The organism is Zoogloea sp., from assembly GCF_041911615.1.
Classification (GTDB): Bacteria; Pseudomonadota; Gammaproteobacteria; order Burkholderiales; family Rhodocyclaceae; genus Zoogloea.
The window spans coordinates 1-17,998 of sequence record NZ_JAYROR010000055.1; the positions used below are offsets into that span (position 1 = coordinate 1).

General features: G+C 69.5%; 16 protein-coding genes. All 16 read right to left on the reverse strand.

Annotated elements, in window-relative coordinates; genetic code table 11:
* Nucleotides 1–816: T6SS immunity protein Tli4 family protein (locus tag ACE3P2_RS06360; RefSeq protein ID WP_374262305.1), on the reverse strand; the 816-nt coding region annotated here is incomplete at its 3' end.
* 23 nt (nucleotides 817–839) lie between these two features.
* Nucleotides 840–2,723 carry a hypothetical protein gene (locus ACE3P2_RS06365; RefSeq protein ID WP_374262307.1) on the reverse strand — a complete coding sequence of 628 codons (1,884 nt, stop codon included), beginning with the start codon at nucleotides 2,721–2,723 and terminating at the stop codon, nucleotides 840–842.
* A gap of 37 nt (nucleotides 2,724–2,760) precedes the next feature.
* Nucleotides 2,761–5,508 carry a type VI secretion system Vgr family protein gene (locus ACE3P2_RS06370; protein WP_374262310.1) on the reverse strand — a complete coding sequence of 916 codons (2,748 nt, stop codon included), beginning with the start codon at nucleotides 5,506–5,508 and terminating at the stop codon, nucleotides 2,761–2,763.
* Between the two features lie 486 nt (nucleotides 5,509–5,994).
* Nucleotides 5,995–7,074: a transaldolase gene (gene tal / locus ACE3P2_RS06375; protein WP_374262312.1), complete on the reverse strand. Its 1,080-nt coding sequence runs from the start codon at nucleotides 7,072–7,074 to the stop codon at nucleotides 5,995–5,997.
* Nucleotides 7,075–7,154: 80 nt separating this feature from the next.
* Entirely contained in the window at nucleotides 7,155–7,907 is a 753-nt protein-coding gene (gspN, locus tag ACE3P2_RS06380; protein ID WP_374262315.1) for a type II secretion system protein N, read from the reverse strand.
* Between the two features lie 17 nt (nucleotides 7,908–7,924).
* Nucleotides 7,925–8,431, reverse strand: coding sequence for a type II secretion system protein GspM (gspM, locus tag ACE3P2_RS06385; RefSeq protein WP_374262317.1), 507 nt, complete (start codon nucleotides 8,429–8,431; stop codon nucleotides 7,925–7,927).
* Nucleotides 8,428–9,648 carry a type II secretion system protein GspL gene (gspL, locus tag ACE3P2_RS06390; protein ID WP_374262318.1) on the reverse strand — a complete coding sequence of 407 codons (1,221 nt, stop codon included), beginning with the start codon at nucleotides 9,646–9,648 and terminating at the stop codon, nucleotides 8,428–8,430. Before gspL ends, gspM begins: the two co-directional genes overlap by 4 nt.
* 7 nt (nucleotides 9,649–9,655) lie before the next feature.
* Nucleotides 9,656–10,594 (reverse strand): type II secretion system minor pseudopilin GspK, encoded by a 939-nt coding sequence (gene gspK / locus ACE3P2_RS06395; protein WP_374262320.1) that lies wholly within the window; start codon nucleotides 10,592–10,594, stop codon nucleotides 9,656–9,658.
* A complete protein-coding gene (gene gspJ, locus ACE3P2_RS06400; RefSeq protein ID WP_374262323.1) occupies nucleotides 10,591–11,190 on the reverse strand; it encodes a type II secretion system minor pseudopilin GspJ in 600 nt (199 codons plus the stop codon). Before gspJ ends, gspK begins: the two co-directional genes overlap by 4 nt.
* The gene (gene gspI / locus ACE3P2_RS06405) at nucleotides 11,187–11,561 is read right to left on the reverse strand and encodes a type II secretion system minor pseudopilin GspI (protein ID WP_374262326.1); all 375 of its coding nucleotides are present in this window, start codon (nucleotides 11,559–11,561) and stop codon (nucleotides 11,187–11,189) included. Before gspI ends, gspJ begins: the two co-directional genes overlap by 4 nt.
* Nucleotides 11,558–12,061, reverse strand: a complete 504-nt coding sequence (locus ACE3P2_RS06410) for a prepilin-type N-terminal cleavage/methylation domain-containing protein (RefSeq protein ID WP_374262329.1) — start codon at nucleotides 12,059–12,061, stop codon at nucleotides 11,558–11,560. Before ACE3P2_RS06410 ends, gspI begins: the two co-directional genes overlap by 4 nt.
* Nucleotides 12,062–12,261: 200 nt before the next feature.
* The gene (gspG, locus tag ACE3P2_RS06415; RefSeq protein WP_374262332.1) at nucleotides 12,262–12,690 is read right to left on the reverse strand and encodes a type II secretion system major pseudopilin GspG; all 429 of its coding nucleotides are present in this window, start codon (nucleotides 12,688–12,690) and stop codon (nucleotides 12,262–12,264) included.
* Nucleotides 12,691–12,699: 9 nt separating this feature from the next.
* Nucleotides 12,700–13,905 carry a type II secretion system inner membrane protein GspF gene (gene gspF / locus ACE3P2_RS06420; protein WP_374262334.1) on the reverse strand — a complete coding sequence of 402 codons (1,206 nt, stop codon included), beginning with the start codon at nucleotides 13,903–13,905 and terminating at the stop codon, nucleotides 12,700–12,702.
* Nucleotides 13,906–13,908: 3 nt separating this feature from the next.
* The gene (gene gspE, locus ACE3P2_RS06425; RefSeq protein ID WP_374262336.1) at nucleotides 13,909–15,375 is read right to left on the reverse strand and encodes a type II secretion system ATPase GspE; all 1,467 of its coding nucleotides are present in this window, start codon (nucleotides 15,373–15,375) and stop codon (nucleotides 13,909–13,911) included.
* Nucleotides 15,372–17,651 (reverse strand): type II secretion system secretin GspD, encoded by a 2,280-nt coding sequence (gspD, locus tag ACE3P2_RS06430; protein WP_374262339.1) that lies wholly within the window; start codon nucleotides 17,649–17,651, stop codon nucleotides 15,372–15,374. Before gspD ends, gspE begins: the two co-directional genes overlap by 4 nt.
* Nucleotides 17,648–17,998 (reverse strand): type II secretion system protein N (locus ACE3P2_RS06435; RefSeq protein WP_374262342.1); only part of this gene is annotated, 351 nt, incomplete at its 5' end. The genes gspD and ACE3P2_RS06435, both read right to left, overlap by 4 nt.

Genomic DNA, 17,998 nt, shown 5'->3' on the forward strand with positions numbered 1-17,998 from the left:
GCTCTCCAGTTCGACGATCAGGTCGGGGACCAGGATCCGATTGATCTCGCCGGTCGCCTCCCATCGGAACGAGTGCTGCTTGATGCCTTGGTCGGTCGGCAGCAATTCCAGTATCTCTTCGCCCTTGCGGCCGTTGACGTCATGCTTGCCTTGCCTGAAAACCTTGACGAACGCCTTCTCCAGGGGCGTGATGGGGAACTTGGCCAGCCGTTGCAGAAGCGTTTCCCTCCCCGTTCTATGCACGGTCATGCTGGTGAACTTCACCCACATGTCCGGCCACTGCTTGAAGTTCAACTGCATGCGGGCGTGTTCGTATATGTTCTCGTTGCCGTTGTCGGCAATGAATCCGTCGCGGATGCAGAATCCGGGCTCGGTGGGGATTTCGTCGATTTTTCGGGCGCGTAGGCTGGTGGCTAAATGCGTTCTAAGACGCTCAACTGTCTTAGGGAAGGATTTATTGAACCCTGTACGCTCCATCGAGAAAAGTCGGCCGTCGTTTATCCGATAAAGCTCAAGCCCAGTCGAGGGTGGGTCGTTCGGAAATAAATCATATGTTCGTGAAAATGTGAAGATTCTACTGTCGGGGGATGGGTATATTGTTTGGGTGTATTTGAATCCGTCCTTTTGTTTTCCGTCTTTAAGCTCGTCTTCACGTTTTTTCATCTTTTGTGAAAACTCATCCACTCCTCCAGCAAACGGTTCGGATTTGATTTCGCCGAACATGTATTCCGACTGCTGTCCCATATCTTGAATTTCCGCGCCTTCCGGCAGGTCGACGATGAAGCGCCCGAAGCAGAGCGAATTAGGTTGGGTCATGGCGGTGTCCTTTGCGTGGGCGCTTACGCAGGCGACGAGACAGAGGAGGGCGGCGCCGATACTGGCGAGCCTTGGGTAGAGTCGGGGCATGGGGTGGGTTCTCCTTCCTTGTGTTGCGGCAGATCCTTGGCGGGCGTGGCCTTCTGGATGATCCTGGCCAGACAGTACATGACGTTGTCCAGCACGTCGCGGTGCGAGTAACTGCCTTGATGATCGAAGCCCTTCATGCGGAAGACATGGATGGCGCCGTCGGACTTTCCGATGACCGCACCGGATGGGCTGGGCACGGTGCCGTCCCCGGCATCGGCAGCCGCGTCCGATTCGGGCTTGCGGCGGTTGGCGGTCTTGAACGTCACGGTTCGATCGCCCGCAAGGACCTGGGTTTTACCCAGCCTGGTCCAGGATTTGGCGGGTAGCGCCATCAGCCCTGTCCGTAACGCTTCCGGGACGGTGTCGCTCGTCACCCAATGGATGCCACCGAAGGCGATTTGGCGGCGGTCGGAGCCATAATGGGCATACGTATTTGGATGACTGTATAGTTTTAAACAGTCATGGAAATCCCGTGCTGTCGTGAGATTTTTTTTATAAGCATCCCAAGGCGTAGTAAAACTTGGGTCTCCGAGTATTTCCAGGTTCGGCACTTCATTCTTAGTCAATCCAGCCGGATCGATCAACGTCTCGTCGATCATCCCCCACCACACGTCCTGCACCCGTTTCGCGTAGATCTCTTCGTAAGGGTCGGCTTGCGGCAGCGTCGCCAGCGTTTCCTGCTTGCCGTCGACTTCATGGGATATCGTCAGCCAGCCTGGCGGGTAGTGCTTAGTGGGTAGCAGTTCGAGCGGGCCGGGGGCATTGGCCATGACGCAGGTGATGTCGGCGGCATCCCAGCCGATGATGGTGGCAACGGCGGCCCCGGCGATGTCGAAGAAGCCGCCTGTCTCGGTGCCGGCGCGAAAACGCCGGTACACCACCGGCGCGCCGCTGACGGGTTGTACGCCGTGCACCACGCCCAGGATCTTGTCCGCCGCTTTTTGCGAGGCCCGGCGCGCGACGAGGCCGCCCATCGAATGGGTGACGACGATGACTTTGCCTTGCGGGATGAAATAGCGGGTGGCCTCGTACCACGCCAGGGCTTCGTCGATCCGCCGGAGCAGGCGGTCCGCCGATGCCTCGTTGCTTTCGAGCCAGTTGTAGCCGCAGGCCCAGACCGGGTAGTAAAAATCGTCCAGCCGCGCGAACTCCGCGTCCGTCAGCGCCGCGATGTCGCCCTTGACCGGATTCCAGATCCCGAGGACATCAATGGGGTCTTCTACTGCTTCGTCGGCGGGCTGCGGGCCGCCCTCCGCCCGAGGGCGCGCCGGCGGCTGTTTCTTGAGCGTCTGCGCGATGGTCCAGACGGGCAGCTTCTTGGAACCGGGCTTGCCCGGCTCTTCGTATTGGTCGTTCAGCGCGCGTTCCAACTCGGCCAGCGCCCCGCCGTAACTGTCGTGATGGACCTCGCCCCAGCCGCGCCGTCTGGCTTCCTTTTCGGTGAGGGTATAGAGGCTGTCCGGCAACTCGACCAGGCCCTGGTCATCCACTTCGGTCCGGGCCGGTGCCAGCTGCAGCTGCCGTTGGTCCGGTGTCTGCTTTCTTCTGCGCCGGACCTCGCCGAGCCCCGCAAATATGCCATTGGGTGGTGTCCAGGCGGACGGCTGGTCGGGATCCGCTTCTCTCGTCATGCGTAGATTGGTGCCCATGATCCCCGGCACGAAAATGATGGGGATCACATGGCGTGGCGGCAGCACGCCGTGCGCGCGTGGGGCGAAGCCCACGGGGCTGCAGACGGTCTTGAACGTCGGCTCGCCCTTGTCGTCGAATCCGAGCGGCACGCGGCGCGTGGCTTGTCGATGAAGTAGCGTGTTCATGGGGAAGGCGGTCCTGGTGGGGCGTGTTGTTGCTGGGTCAGAGCTTGATGTGGATATTCAAGGGCTGAATGGCGCTGTCGGTGACCACCGCCTGGGTGGCGCCGTCCGCGGCGGATCGTCCCGCGTCCCGCACCGCGCCACTGGCGTCGCGCACCTCGTAGGCGATGTTTTCCCGTGCTTGTCCGGCGCGGCCAGAGAACGCGATGCGTTCGTCGGTGGCGAGGGACGATTGCGGCATACTGGGTGGGTTGAGGCTGCCGCCGCCACTGCCGCCGAAACTGAAATCGGGCGCTTCGATCTTGAAGGTGCCGGTCGAGGACGATGTGATCGTGCCGTTGGCCAGGACGATCTGCGCGCCTTCGGAGCGGATCATGATTTCCGGTGCTTCAAGCAGCAGGGACTTGAGCGAGTAAAGATGCAGGCGCCGGGCGGCGCCGATGGCGATCTCTCCATCCTGGGCCTGGATTTCGATCTTGCCGCTGGCGGCGATCAGCTTCATGCCCAGTTTGTGCGCGAACAGGCTGACGCCTTGCGCAGCGCGCATCAGCAGCTTCTTGCCGGTGGAGAGCTGGGTGTTGTCGCCGCTCACGACATCTACGTGGGTGCGAGCGCCGATCGCGATGTTTTCCTGGCTGGTGAGGGCGAGGCCTTCCACTGCGCTGACCGCGACGACAGGCTTGCCGCCGGCGGGATCGGGCTCGCCGCCTTCGGTGTTGCTGCCTTTGTCCCAGTTCTTGAGGTGGTCGACGAGCTTCGCCAGGGCGGTGCCATCCGCGTCGTCGGCGAAGTGCGTGCGGGCGAGTTCGGTGAGGCTTCGCTGGATGCTTGCCAATACTTCGTTCATGCCGAGCATGGCGGTGCGATCCAGTTGCGTGCCGGCTGCTTTGGGGCGTGCGTCGGCGCTGATGAACACGCCCTTGCCACCTCGGATCGCCGTGGCGCCGTCGCTGCGTAGCTCGGCGCCTTCGCCGCGCGCCTCCCCCTGGCCGTCCTGGCGCGGATGGGTCAGCCATCCCAGGTTGAGCTGGCTATGGCCGTGTTCGCTGGCCAGTTGCGCGTTGATCTGGCCGGGCGAGTCGTCCAGCCGCAATTGGTTGTAGCGGCGGCCGCGCACCTCCTTGCTCTTGATGCCCGCCACATAGCGGTTGCCCGGCAGCCCGCCGACGCGGCTGAAATCGGGCGGCGGGGCCGTGCCACCGTATACGCTGGAAATGACGATCGGCTTGTCCGGGTCGCCGCCGAGCCAGTCGATGATGACTTCGTCGCCTACGCGCGGGAGGCTCAATGCGCCTCGCCGGTCGCCGGCCCAGTTGCTGGAAACCCGCACCCAGGCCGAGTCGCGGTCGGACTGGCTGGCCCCGGCGCCGTGGGCGTGCTCGTGGTCGCGGGGGCGAGTGCCGTCGAAAGCCACCTTTACGCGGCCGTACGGGTCGCAATGGATTTCCTCGCCTGCCGGCCCGACCACGATGGCGCTCTGTAGTTGCGGCCGCGGCAGATCGGTGCGCGGATCGAAAGCCGGCACGATGGGAACGCCTCGGCGTACGCACGCAAAACGATTTCGGTAACGCGTTTCTGCGGCTTCGGTGGACCCGGGGACGACGGCAGTGGGGGGCAGGTTCCAGCGGTTGGCGGCAAACAGGCGCTGTGCCGAGTCGTCGAGCGTCTTGGGCAGGTTGTTGTCCGCTTCGACGTGGAGTTCGGTGATGACGAATTCCCGCTCCTCGGGGGGATGGGTGTCGATCTCCGGGTGGCCGCTCAAGCCGATCCACTGACCCACGCACAAGTCGCGAACGCCGCCTTCGCCGTGAAAGCACTTGGATTCGTATTCGTGGCGCTTCATGCGCAGTTCGCCCAGACGGCGATAGTCGTCGCCGCTATCGCCCGCGTGGGGCACGTCGAGGAGGTAGTCTTCCAGGCTGGCGGCGAACTGGTTGCCCGTGCTGCCTTGGTCGATGCAGGAAGGCGACGCGCTGGTCATGGGGCGGGCTTGCAGGTAGTCGCGGCTGTGGCGGCTGACGCCGCCGGGCGTGAGTGTGCGCACTGGCATCCAGGCGGTGATGCCGTCGCGCGTCTCGGTGGCGCCGTCGCGGTGATAACGCACGGTGCCCGCCGCATTCCTCGCGAGCCCATGCTGATCGTCGAACAACACCAGCGTGTGGGTGGGGGTATCCGTGCTGCCGCTTGCCGATGCCTTGCCAGGACGGATGAACCAGGCGATGCCGCGCCGCTTCCACAGGCGGCGCAGGAAGGCCGCGTCGGATTCGTTGTGCTGCATGGTGAATTCGCGTGCCGGGTAGGTTTGCGACAGCGATGAGAAATCGATATCGAAAGCCTTGGCGAGCACCGGGTTGTTCTGGCGCATATCGTCCAGCACGACTTTGGCGATGTCGACTTCATTGAGCGTTCGGAACACGCGGGTATTGGTACGCAGCTCGAGCAGCGCGAGTGCGTCACGGATGACCAACTGGTACGTGGCCAGCCCACCGTCGCTCTGTCCGGCAGACACCTGCGCCACGATGCCGCACACCGAACGAAGCTCGCCTCGGTCGGTGACGAACTGGAGCTCGACGGGTAGGGCGATGAACTCCTTCAACGGCAAATACGCGTTGGCGGCTACGCACAGGAGACGATATTCGAGCCCGCCGCACAGGGTTTCGCTGCCGCTGACGCGCCTGACCAGCAGCACGTCGTCAAGCACGCCTTGATCGTGCGCGAGGCGCAGGCGGATCGGGCGGTTGGCTTCGGTCAGGTCCAGAGTTGCCAGCAAGATGTCGTTGAGATTCATGGCGTCCGTGGGCTCAGCGTTTGTTCAAGGAGGTAAAAAAGACCGACAGCAAACCTCCTGCAAGAGAAGGTCATATGAATGTAATGCTGTCATTTTATGCAGTATCGTTTTCTAGGGCAATGCCAAATCGGTGGCGGGGGTTGGCGCCGACGGTTCAAAGGTTGCGGGGCATCCAAGGTACGTGCAGAGCGTGGGTACGGCGGCGGAACAGGTCGAGGTGGGGCCGCGGCCCGCGTTGTAGGCGGGGTGCGATGCTTTTTTGGGGGGGGCGAGGACCGGGCGGGCGGCCTGGCCGGTGCAGAAAGGGGGAGGCGCGACGACGTTGCCGCGGAGACGGTGCTTCCGGCGCGCTACATGACGCACGGCAGCAGGTGATGCAGGGCAGGAGGTGATGCAGGGCAGGAGGGGGGGGCGCGGGATGGCAGCGTCGCAACGCTGCCCGCGGAGGTGGCCGGGGCGAGGGTTATCCGGCCACTGTGGAAGTGCTCAGGCGGTGAGTTCGAGCAGCTTGCCAAAGGCGGTGGCGAACTGGGCGAGCCCGTCGGCCTGCAGGCGCTCGCCGAGGGCGTTCAGATCCAGGCCGAGGGCCTCCAGCGCAGCGATGTGGGCGGCGGCGGCGTCCACGTCCTCGGTCACGCTGCCGGCACGCACCTGGCCGTGGTCGGCGAAGGCGGCGAGGGTCGCGTCGGGCAGGGTGTTGACGGTTTCGGCGCCGATCAGCGGCTCGACGTACATCAGGTCGGAGTAGGCCGGGTTCTTGGTGCCGGTGCTGGCCCACAGCATGCTTTGGGCGCGCGCGCCCCTGGCGGCCAGCGCGGCGAAGCCGGCGCCGTGGAAGCGCGCCAGGTAGCGCTGATAGGCCTGGCGGGCGAGGGCCACGCCGGCCTTGCCGCGCAGGGCCAGGGCCGCGGGCGTGCCGATTTCTTCGAGCTGCTTGTCGATCAGGCTGTCCCAGCGGGACAGGAACACGCTGGCCACCGAGCGTACGCGGGTCACGTCGCCACCGGCTGCGGCGAGCCGTTCGAGGCCGCGCTGGTAGGCGCCCGCCACGGCGTCCACATGGGCGAGGGAGAACATCAGGGTGACGTTGAGGCTGACGCCTTCGCCGGTGAGGGTTTCGATGGCGCGGACGCCGGCGGCGGTGGCGGGAATCTTCACCAGCAGGTTGTCGCGGGCGACCGCGGCACGCAGGCGCAGCGCCGACAGCACGGTGCCGTCCTCGTCGTCGGCGAGCGCCGGCGAGACTTCGAGGCTCACGTAGCCGGCGTCGCCGTGGCTGGCGTCGAACACCGGGCGGATCGTGTCGCAGGCGCGCTGCACGTCTTCGATCACCAGCCGTTCGTAGCGCTGCTCGGCGTCGAGGGATTCGCCGGCCATGGCATCCAGCGCCGGGCGGTAGTCCTGCCCTTCGGCGATGGCCTTGTGGAAGATCGCCGGGTTGGTGGTGACGCCGGCCACGCCGGCTGCGATGTGGCGGGCGAGCTCGCCGGAGTTGATGAGGGCGCGGGACAGGTTGTCGAGCCAGATTTGCTGGCCGGCGGCGCGGGCGGCTTGGATCGGATTCATGGCGTGGCGATGAAGTGGTGGTCGTTGAGTATCAACCCGCCATTCTGGCGGAATCGTTTTGCATTCGGTAGTGATGGATGTCACCGCGGCGGCCAGTGGATTTCGAACTGGCCGGGCGTGCCGGTGGGGCGGGCGGCGCCGCCGGCGATGGCGGGCAGGCGGCTGAGGAATTCGGGCTCGCCCCGCAGGCTGCCGTCGAAGCGCGGCGGCTGGCCGAACGGGGCTTCGCCCTGGCCGCTGGCCTGGATCGCGCCGTCGAGGGTGGCGAGCGAGAAGCGCAGGTTGCCGGCTCGGGCGTCGATGCGCAGCGCGTAGTCGCCGAACTGGCGACCGGGAAACAGGGCGCTGCGGGCGCCGCGCCACAGCAGGCGGGCCTGGCCGTCGCAGCGGCCGTCCGGCGCACAGTGCCAGGTTGGGGACTCGACGGTCAGGTCGCCTTGCCAGCCGGCGCGCGCGGCGGGGTGGGGGATCGACGAGAGGGCGGCGTTGGCGGGGGCGTGGAGGGCGAGCCCGCTCACGCCGAGCCCGTCCGGCGCGAGGTGCACGCTGCCGATCGGCGTGCCGTTGCTGGCGAAGCGCCAGCCGACGGCGAGGCGGCCGAGTGCGCCGGTGTCGAAATCCCACGCCAGCGGCAGCCACGGCGACAGGCTGCGCCCGCCGGCGTCGCGGCTGGCGAGGATGCCGCGGCCGTGCCACAGGCTGCCTTCGGCCTGCTGCAGGCGCAGGTTGCCGTCGGTGAAGTGGGCGACGAGGCCATCGACCAGCGCGGCCGGCGCCCGGCCGACGAGGAAGGCGAGGGTGAAGGCGGCGAGGACGAGCAGCTTGCGGCGCATCGGGGTGTCGGGGCGGATCAGCCGCCGCTGGCGACCAGCACCGCGTCGATGCCGGCGACCTTGCCCTGTTGCTGGACTTCCATGCGCAGCACGCGCAGGCCGAGATCCTGCTGCAGGGTGGCGAGCCAGCCGGCGAGTTCGTCGAAGCCGGCGCTGCCCTTGACCTGCAGGCCGTCCCCGGCGGCCTGGATGGCGAGGCCCAGCCCGCGGCTCTTGGCCGAGGCCTGCACCGCTTCGAGCAGGGCCGGCCCGGTGGGCGGCTGGAGCGCGGGCTGAGCGCGCAGGCGGGCGATCTCGGTGGCCGACTCCTGAACCTGTTCGAGCTGCGCTTCGGCGCGGGGCAGGCTGCGCCCGAGACGGCTGCGCTGGACGCGGCTCCAGTCCATCAGCGAGACGACGAGGGCGACCGCGACGACGGTGGCGGCGACGACGATCAGGGTGCGTTCGCGCGGGTTGCGCGCCTGCCAGGCGGCAAGGAGCCGGGTGATCGGGCCGGTGGCGGCGACGGGGGTGGGGGCGCTCATTGCAGGTTCTCCCGGCGCAGCAGCAGGTGGGTGGTAGCGCCGTCCTGGCGCAGGTCGGCGAGGAGGCCGCGGCTGGTGAGGAGCCCGACGACGGCTTCGGCGCGGGCGGCGGCCGGGCCGGCGAGGGTGAGGTCGAGGCGGCCGTCTTCGAAGCGCAGCGCCGCGATGCCGCCGGCGGCGTCGGTGCCGAGGGCTTCGGCGGCCTGGGCGAGCAAGGCGAGGGCGTCGTCGTCGCGGAGCAGGCCGTGGCGCGCGCGCGCCTGGTTGAGCTGCTGGAGCATCTGGGCGGCCGGGGCGACGGCCGGGCTGTTGGGGAAGGTGGTGGTGTAGACCCGCTCGATGCGCTGGTCGATCTGGCCGAGGCGGTGCTTCATCCACAGCACCTCGCCGACGTTGGCGAGCAGCCACACCGCCAGGGCGGTGGTGCCCACGGCGAGGGCCGGACGCAGCTTGCCGGCCCAGCCGGGGCCGCTGTCGCGGTAGGCGAATTCGTCGTGGAGCAGGTTGGCCGTCTTGCGCTCGGCACCCTGCCACCAGCGGTAGGCGTCGGCGAGGCGTATCTCGAGGGCGGTTTCGGCCTGCAGGGCGGCCAGATCGGGGCTGGCGCAGCCGGGGGCGAGGTGCACCTCGATGCGCGTCGGTGCGGCGTTGGCGGCGCGGGCGCTGGCCGCCTGCTGGGCGAGCAGCGGGCCGAGGATGTCGGTGTCGAGGGCGAGGCCGCTGCCCGGCGTGCGCCGCAGGATGGCCCCGGCGGGCGAAACGGCGAGGTGCCAGGCATCGGCGTCGGCGGGCGCGGTCTGCAGTTCGGCCATCACCCGTCGCGGGGGGCGGCCGATGGCGACGAGCTGGGCGACGACCTGGCGCAGGCGTTCGCGGCTCACTACCAGCACGCCGGCCAGGTCGCGTTCGCCGTCGTCGGCGGGGCGGCGATGGCTGACGGTGAGGTGCTGGGTGTCCGGGTCCTTGAGCAGGCGGTCCTCGAGGGCGTAGGCGAGCAGGCGCGGCAGGTCGCGGCGGGCGCCGCGGGGCAGCGGCACGTCGAGCCACAGGCACTGGGGACCGCCGAGGACGACTTCGCAGTCGGCGGCGGCGGGCCAGTGGCGCGGTTCGGACTGACCTTCGGAGAGCGGCTTGCCGTCCGGGCCGAGGAGCACCCACGGGCAGTCCGTTCGGGCGGGCCATTGTTCGTCGATGGCGAGGAGGAGTCGGGTACTCATGGCGGTATCAGAGCAGTTTTTGCCAGACGATGGTGGGCCAGTTCTGGCTGCGTTCGAGCAGCACTTCCATACGCACCATCGCCACCCCGAAGCGGGCGCGGCCGGTGGCGACGAAGTGCCGGCTGGTGACCGACAGGCGGTTGAGATCGGGCTGGAGCGCCTGGTTGGGGAGGCGGGCCTTGAAGTCGTTGACGTCCTTGAACCAGGCGCGGCCGCGTTCGACGATCAGCAGCCGGGCGGCGTCGAGGGACAAGCCGGGTACCACGGCGGCGAGGACTTCGGCCGGGGCGGTGTTCACGTTGACGGTGGCGCCGGCGGGCACCGCGGCGACGAAGGGCGCGAGGCGGGCGACTAGCTGGGGGCTGAAGCCACGCACCTGAATCAGTTCGTTCACCGCGACCAGGGGGCCGTTGGCGGCGCGGCGCGGCGGGGTCTGGGCGCCGTACCAGGCGGATTCGGCGCCGCCGGGCAGGCGCGGGTTGTCGTCGGCGTCGAGCCAGTCGAGCAGGGCGGCGGTGAGGTTGAGCGCGTCGCCCTCGCCGACACCGAGCACGACCAGCAGGCGTTGGAAGTGTTCGACCTCGACGATGTCGGTGCCGTCGACGAGGACCAGGTTGTTGAGGTTGAGGCGGCCGGAGAGCTCCTGCAGTTCGCCGCTGACTTCGCCTTCTTCGACCGGGGTGGGCGGCACCTTGACGGCCCAGGCTTCGCCGAGGTGGTCCACCTGGCTGCTGCGGGCGTCCTCGGACAACACGTTGCGCGCCCAGTCGACGGCGCCGCGGGCGAGCTGGCGGGCCTGGGCCTGGTCGTGGCGGCCGGTGACCTGGTCCATCGCGACGCCCAGGTCGCCCACCGAGGCGGCGGCGAGGCCGGCGACCAGCGCCACGGTGAGGAGCGCGAGGATGACCGCCGCGCCGTGCTGGCGGAATCGGTTACGGGCGTTCATCGCAGCGCCACCACGCGGGTCAGGACGCCCACGTCGGGCAGGTCGAGCTCGAGGATGATCGCGTCGGGCAGCACCGCGCGGGTGTCGCCGGGGGGCCAGGCGTCGATCCGGTTGTTGTTGAGCAGGAAACGCCAGCGGATGCCGCGCACGTCGCCGAGCAGGGGTTCGACCTGGGGTTCGCCGAAGGCCTCGCGGCCGCTCCAGCGCAGCCAGTCGAGGCGGCCGTCCACCAGCCGGTAGCCCACCCGGCGTACCCCGCGGTTGTCGTCGAGGCGCAGGAGCTGCAGTTCGGGCCCGCCACCATTGGCCGCACGGCCGAGAATCAGCGGGGCGGTGGTGCTGGCGGCCTGAGGCGGGCCGCCGGCGGCGGCGTCGCGGCGCGCCGGGGCGGCGATCTGGATGAGGTCGGCGTCGAGGCGCTGGACGGCGCGGCTGATGGCGCGCCAGCGGTTGAAGTTGTCCTCGAGGCGGCCGCGGCTGGTGGCGACCTCGGCGAGGGCGCGGTAGGAGAGCACGCCGAGGATCGCGAAGATCGCCAGGGCGACCATCAGCTCGATGAGGGTGAGGCCGCGCTGGCGGCGGGTGGGGCGGGTCATCGCAGCGGCTTGGCGACGTAGCCGGACAGCCGGGCGATGGCGTGATCGCCCGATTCGGGGCCGAACACGCTGAGGTCCACGCGGCGGAACAGCGGGTTGGCGGTGTTCTTGACCTCCTCGCGCCAGCGGTAGCTGCGTCCGGCCTGCTCGGCGCTGCCTTCGCTCACGCCGGGATTGGGCCAGGCCTGGGTGGCGCGCAGTTCGGCGAGACGGTTCTCGGCGACCCAGTCGCCGAGAAGGCGTTCGCGCAGCTCGGCCGACGACTGGGCGGTGACGCCCATCGCGCGGAAGGCGGCGGTGAGGGCGATGGCCAGGATCGCCAGCGCGACGAGGGTTTCGAGCAGCGTGAAGCCGCCGACGCGACGGGTCATGAGGCTTGCCGGCCCGGCAGGGTGAGGATCACTTCCCCGCTCGGCTTGCCGGTGAAGCGGGCCTCGCCGGTGGGCGTGGCGACGCGCAGTTCGTACTCGGGCGGCTGGGTGCCGAACTGCAGGCGCGGCGCGGCGACGTCGGGCTGGCCGTCGAGGCGCAGGCCGAGCCAGGCGAGCCCGCCGGGCAGCGGCCGCTCGGCGAAAACCGGCGGATCGATCAACGGGCGCCAGTTGTCGTCGGGGTCGAGCGCCGAGAAGCGGTAGCCGTCGGGGAGGAATTCGATGGCGATGGGCCGACCGCGCACGCTGGCCCGGTCGGCGCTGGCCTCGAGCACCAGGCGCAGGCGCTTGAGGGCCTGCTCGGTGTCGCGCCCGCGCAGGCTGTCGAGGCCGAGGGTGAGGCCGGTGGCCATGACGCCCATGATGACCAGCACGACCATGACCTCGATCAGCGTGAAGCCCGCACGGCGGCGGGGCAGGCTCGACCGGGACGTGGCCACGGGCGCGGGGGCTGTGCTACCCGAGGATTCGCCGGGCCGCCCCAAGCATCCTCGGGGCCCCCTCGGGGGGCGGGACCGGGGCGTAGCCACGGGCGCGGGGGCTGTGCTACCCGAGGATTCGCCGGGCCGCCCCAAGCATCCTCGGGGCCCCCTCGGGGGGCGGGACCGGGGCGTAGCCACGGGCGCGGGGGCTGTTATTCTCACAGGCTCCAGGAGCCGATGTCGGCGTCGAAGCCTTCGCCGCCGGTGAGGCCGTCGGCGCCGAAGCTCATCACGTCCACCTCGCCCTTGAGGCCCGGCACGACGTACTGGTAGGGCTTCCCCCACGGGTCCTGGGGCAGCTTGTCGAGGTAGGACTTCCAGTTGTCGGGCACCGGCGCGGCGCTGGGCTTGACGACCAGGGCCTGCAGGCCCTGCTCGGCGGTGGGGTAGCGGCGGTTGTCGAGCTTGTAGAGCTTGAGCGCCTGCATGATCGCCGAGATGTCCTGCTTGGCGGCGACGACGCGGGCTTCGTCGGGACGGCTCATGACCTTGGGCACCACCAGCGCGGCGAGCACGCCGAGGATGACGATGACGACCATGACTTCGATCAGGGTGAAGCCGCGGGCGCGGCGGAGGGCGTTTTTCATCGCGTTTCCTTATTTCATCAGGGTGTTGATCTCGATGATTGGCTGCATCACGGCCATCACGATGAGCAGCACGAAGCCACCCATCGCCAGCAGCAGCACGGGTTCGAGCAGGGCGGTGAGGGTGGCGGTGCGGTTTTCGAGTTCGGCCTGCTGGAGGCGGGCGGCGCGGTCGAGGAGCTCGTCGACGCGGCCGGTGGCTTCGCCGTTGGCGATCATGTGGATCAGCAGCGGCGGAAACTGCCGGCTGGCGCCGAGGGCCCGCGACAGGGGCTGGCCTTCGCGGACGCGCTCGGCGGCGCTGCCGACGGCGTCGGCCAGCGGCAGGCGGCTGATGACCTGGCGGCCGGCGTCCAGGGCGGCGAGGAGCGGTACGCCGCTGCCGGCGAGGATCGAAAGCGTGCTGGCGAAGCGGGTGGCGTCGAGCGTGCGCAGGTGGCGGCCGAGCACCGGCAGGCGCAGCAGCCAGGCGTCCCAGCGGCGCTTGACGGTGGTGTCGCGCAGGGCCGCGCGGCCGGCGAAGAGCCCGCCGACGATCGCCAGAATCAGCAGCCAGCCCCACTCGCGCAGCAGGGCGCTGACGACGATCAGCACCCGGGTGAGCAGCGGCAGCGCCTGCTTGCCTTGCTGGAAGACGGAGACAACCTGGGGCACCACGTAAGTCATCAGGCCGACGATGACGAGCAGCGCGACGGTGGCGACGACGGCCGGGTAGAGCAGGGCCTGCAGGGTTTTGGTGCGCAGGGCGTGGCTGCGGTCGAGGTAGTCGGCGAGCTGGTTCATGACCCGCGCGAGCTCGCCGGATTTCTCGCCGGCGGCCACCGACGCGCGGTAGAGCGTGGAGAAGGCCTGGGGGTAGCGATCCAGCGCGGCGCGCAGGCTGTAGCCGGCGAGGATTTCGGAGCGCACGCCGGCCAGTAGCTGGCGGATGCCTTCGGTCTCGGCCTGCTCGATGAGCGCGGCCAGCGCCTGTTCGACGGTGAGTCCCGAGGCGAGCAGCGTGGCCCACTGGCGGGTGAGCAGGGTGAGGTCGGCGTCCTTGAGTTTGCGCCGGGCGGTCCTGGCGCCGCCTGCGCCCTGGGCGACGGAGACGACTTCGAGGGGGAACAGGCCGCGCTCGCGCAGCAACCCGCGGGCGGCGCGGCCGGTGTCGGCTTCGAGCACGCCGGCGGATTCACGCCCGGCGTTATCAACGGCGCGGTAGCGGAAGGCGGTCATCGGCTAGTCCCGGGTGACGCGCAGCAGCTCTTCGGCCGACGTGATGCCCTGGGCGACGAGGCGCAGACCGTCGTCGCGCAGGCTGTGGGCGCCCTGGCTGCGGGCGTGGGCGCGCAGTTCGGCTTCGTCGGCGGCGGTGTGGATCAGGCGCTGGAGGGCGTCGTCGGTGACGATCAGCTCGTAGATGCCGGTGCGCCCGGCGTAGCCGGTGCGGCTGCAGTCGGGGCAGCCGGGGGCGTGCCACAGCTCGCGCGGGCAGTCGGGGCCGAGCAGGTCGCGGTCGGCGTCGGTGGCGGGCTGCGCCGTGCGGCAGCTGGGGCACAGCCGGCGCACCAGGCGCTGGGCGAGCACGCCGCGCAGGGTGGAGGCGAGCAGGAAGGGCTCGACGCCCATATCGACGAGGCGGGTGACGGCCGAGGCGGCGTCGTTGGTGTGCAGGGTGGCGAGCACCAGGTGGCCGGTGAGGCTGGCCTGCACGGCGATCTGGGCGGTTTCGAGGTCGCGGATTTCGCCGATCATGATGACGTCCGGATCCTGCCGGAGGATCGCCCGCAGCGCCCGGGCGAAGCTGAGGTCGATCTTGCCGTTGACCTGGATCTGGCCGACGCCGGGGAGGTCGTATTCGACCGGGTCCTCGACGGTGACGATGTTACGGCGCTTGGCGTCCATGCCCTGCAGCGCGGCGTAGAGCGTGGTGCTCTTGCCGGAGCCGGTGGGGCCGGTGACGAGCAGGATGCCGTGGGGCTGTTCAAGCAGGCCGGCGAAGGGCCGCACGGTGTCGGCGGCCATGCCCAGGCTGTCGAGGCTGCGCTGGCCGCTGCCCTTGTCGAGCAGGCGCAGCACGATGCGTTCGCCGTGGGTGGTGGGCAACGTGGAGACGCGCACGTCCACCTGCCGGCCGGCGAGGCGCAGGGCGATGCGGCCGTCCTGCGGCAGGCGCTTCTCGGCGATGTCGAGGCTGGCCATGATCTTGATCCGCGAGGCCATCGCGGCGTGCAGCGCGCGGTGGGGCTGGGCCACGTCGACGAGCACGCCGTCGCGGCGGAAGCGCACCACCGAGTGGCGCTCGTAGGGCTCGATGTGGATGTCGCTGGCGGACTGGCGCACGGCCTGGGTGAGCAGCGCGTTGATCATGCGGATGATCGGGGCGTCGTCCTGGGTTTCGAGGAGGTCTTCGACGGCCGGCAGCTCGGTCATGAGCTGGGTGAGGTCGACCTCCTGGCCCACGTCGGCGACGACCTCGGCGGCGTTGCCGTCGGTGCCCGAGTAGGCTTCGGAGAGGCGCGCTTCGAAGGTGGCACGGGAAACCTGTTCGATGGCCAGCGGCACGCCGAGGGTGCGGCGGACTTCGGCCAGGGCGGTGAGGTCGGCGCCTTCGCGCAGCAGCAGGTCGGCGCGGTCCGTCCCCTGCCCGGCGACGAGGATGCCGTGGGCCTTGGCGAAGGCGTAGGGCAGGGCCGGGGCGCTCATGGGTTGTAGCCGGGGGCGACGGGCGTGGCGGGTGCGACGGCCGGCGCGGGGGCGGCGACCGCGGGGGCGCTGCGCGGCACGTTGTAGGGCACCGCGGGCGGCGGGCTGCCCGGCGGCGGCAGGAGCGGGGCGCCGGGTTCGCCACGCATCGCGGCGTCGATGTTGTCCATCGCGCGTTGCTGGCCGATCACGTAGTTGTAGCGGTCGGCCGAGATGCCGGTGAGGCTGGCGGCGTCGCGCAGGATGACGGGGCGCAGGAAGACGATCAGGTTGGTCTTGCCGCGGCCGCGGGTGCTGTAGCGGAACAGCGAGCCGATCACCGGCAGGTCGCCGAGCACCGGCACCTTCTCGACGCCACCGCTGTAGGTGTCCTCGACCAGGCCGCCGAGGGCGATCATCGCGCCGTCGTCCACGAGCACGGTCGATTCGATGGCGCGCTTGGTGGTGGTGGGGCCGATGTTGGCGGCGGTGGAGGACGAGGTGGTGGAGGCGGAATCGATGACCGCCGAGGCTTCCTGGTAGATCTGGAGGCGCACCGTGCCGCCCTCGGAGATCTGCGGCTTCACCTTCAGCATCAGGCCCACGTCCTTGCGCTCGACGGTGGTGAAGGGGCTGGCGGTGGTGCCACCGGTGGTGCTGGTGGCGTAGGAGCCGGTGACGAAGGGGACGTTCTTGCCGACCATGATCTTCGCCTCTTCGTTGTCGAGGGTGATGATGTTCGGCGTGGACAGGATGTTGGTCTTGGTGTCGGATTCGAGCAGATGGGCCAGCATGTTGAGGTTGGCGATCTGGCGTCCGCCGACGCTGATCGTGCCGCCGCCCAGCAGCAGGTTGAGGCCGTTGCCCGGCAGCGCGGTGCCGGAGGTGCTCGCCAGACTGGTGGCGAGGTTGAGGATGTTGTTGCCGCTGGAGCTGAACGCGGTGCCGCCGAACGCGGTGGTGTTGCCGATCTTGCCGGCCTGCCACTGGATGCCGATCTCGGAGGCGCGTTCGGTGCTGATCTCGGCGATCAGCGCCTCGACGTAGACCTGCGCGCGGCGGCGGTCGAGCTGGTCGATGACCTTGCGGATGTTGTTGTAGATGGCGTCCGGCGCGGTGATGATCAGCGCGTTGCTCATCGGGTCGGCCTGGACGATGCCGTTGCCGGTGGCGCTGCCGCTACCCGAGGTGCTGCTGTTGAACGACGGCGCGCTGCCGAGGCTGCCGCTGGTGTTGCTGCCGCCGGTGCCGGTGGGGGTGCCGAAGCCGGTGGCCGCGGCGGTGCCGCCGGTGCCGAAGTTGCCCTGACCCGGAGTGGTGGTGCCGCCGAGGCTGCCGCTTTCGCCCGAGAGCACGGCGCGCAGGGTCTGGGCGACCTTCACCGCGTCGGCGTTCTTGAGGTAGACGACGTGGATGTTGCCGGCGGCGCCGGGCTGGTCGAGGCTGGCCACCAGCTGGCGCACCGCGTTGAGCTTGGAGGGGTTGTCGGAGCGCACCAGCAGGCTGTTGGTGCGGGGGTCGCCGACCACCGACAGGCGCTGGCTGGTGTCCCCGGCGACGCCGGGCGCGGCGGTCGCGATGCCGCCGGCGCCGCTGTCGTTCATCAGGCGCGAGACGGTCTGGGCGACGTCGAGGGCCGAGGCGTGCTGCAGGGGAATCACCCGCAGCCCGCTCTGGGGCACGTCGATGGATTCGACGATCTGGGCGATGCGCCCGATGTTCTCGGCGTAGTCGGTGACCACCAGCGAGTTGTTGCCGGCGTAGGCGGTGACGGTGTTGTTGGGCGACACCAGCGGGCGGATGATCGGCACCAGCTGGGTGGCGGATTCGTGCTTGAGATTGAACACCTGGGTGGTCAGCCGGTCGCCGCCGCCGGCGCCCTGGCCCTTGCCCACCGGCACGGCGTGGAGCTTGGCGTCGGCTTCGGGGACGACCTTGGTGACGCCCTGACCCTCGATTGCGGCATAGCCCTGCAGGCGCAGCGCCGACAGGAGGATCGAGTAGGTGAGGTTGCGCGGCACCGGGCGGGCGGTGACGATGTTGAGGGTGCCCTTGACCCGCGGATCGACGATGAAGTTGCGTCCGGAAATCTTGGAGACTGCCTGGATCACCGCGCCGATGTCGGCGTTCACGAAGTTGAGCGAGACGGGGTCGGCGGGGCCGCCGCTGTGCGCACTGTCGGCGTCGGCGGCGACGGCCGGGTGGGGCAGGGCGAGGCTGCCGGCAAGGGCGACGGCGCAGCCGAGGGCACCAGCGAGGGCGATCTGGCGGGCGGGGAGGCGGCGGGCTGATTTCATTGGTTGGACGGGCTCGGGAGAGTCTGCGGCTGGGCCTGCAGGTTGGCCGGGAATCCGGCGGGCAGACCCGGCATGGCGGGCGTGGGGGCGTCGGCGCTGGCGGGCGGCGGCGACGGCAGATTGAGGGCGGGTGGCGCGGCGTGCTCGGTGCCGGGGGCCGCGCTGCTGCGTTCGGCGAGGGCGACGGTTTCGCGGGCGCCGCCGACGGTCAGCTCGATGCCGTCCGCGCGGACGCGGGAGAGGGTCACGCCGGGGCGGATTTCCTGGCCTTCGACGACGCCCTGCTGCGCGCCGCCGTCGATCGCGACGATGGCCCAGCCGGGGCGACCGGCCGCGCCGGTGACGAC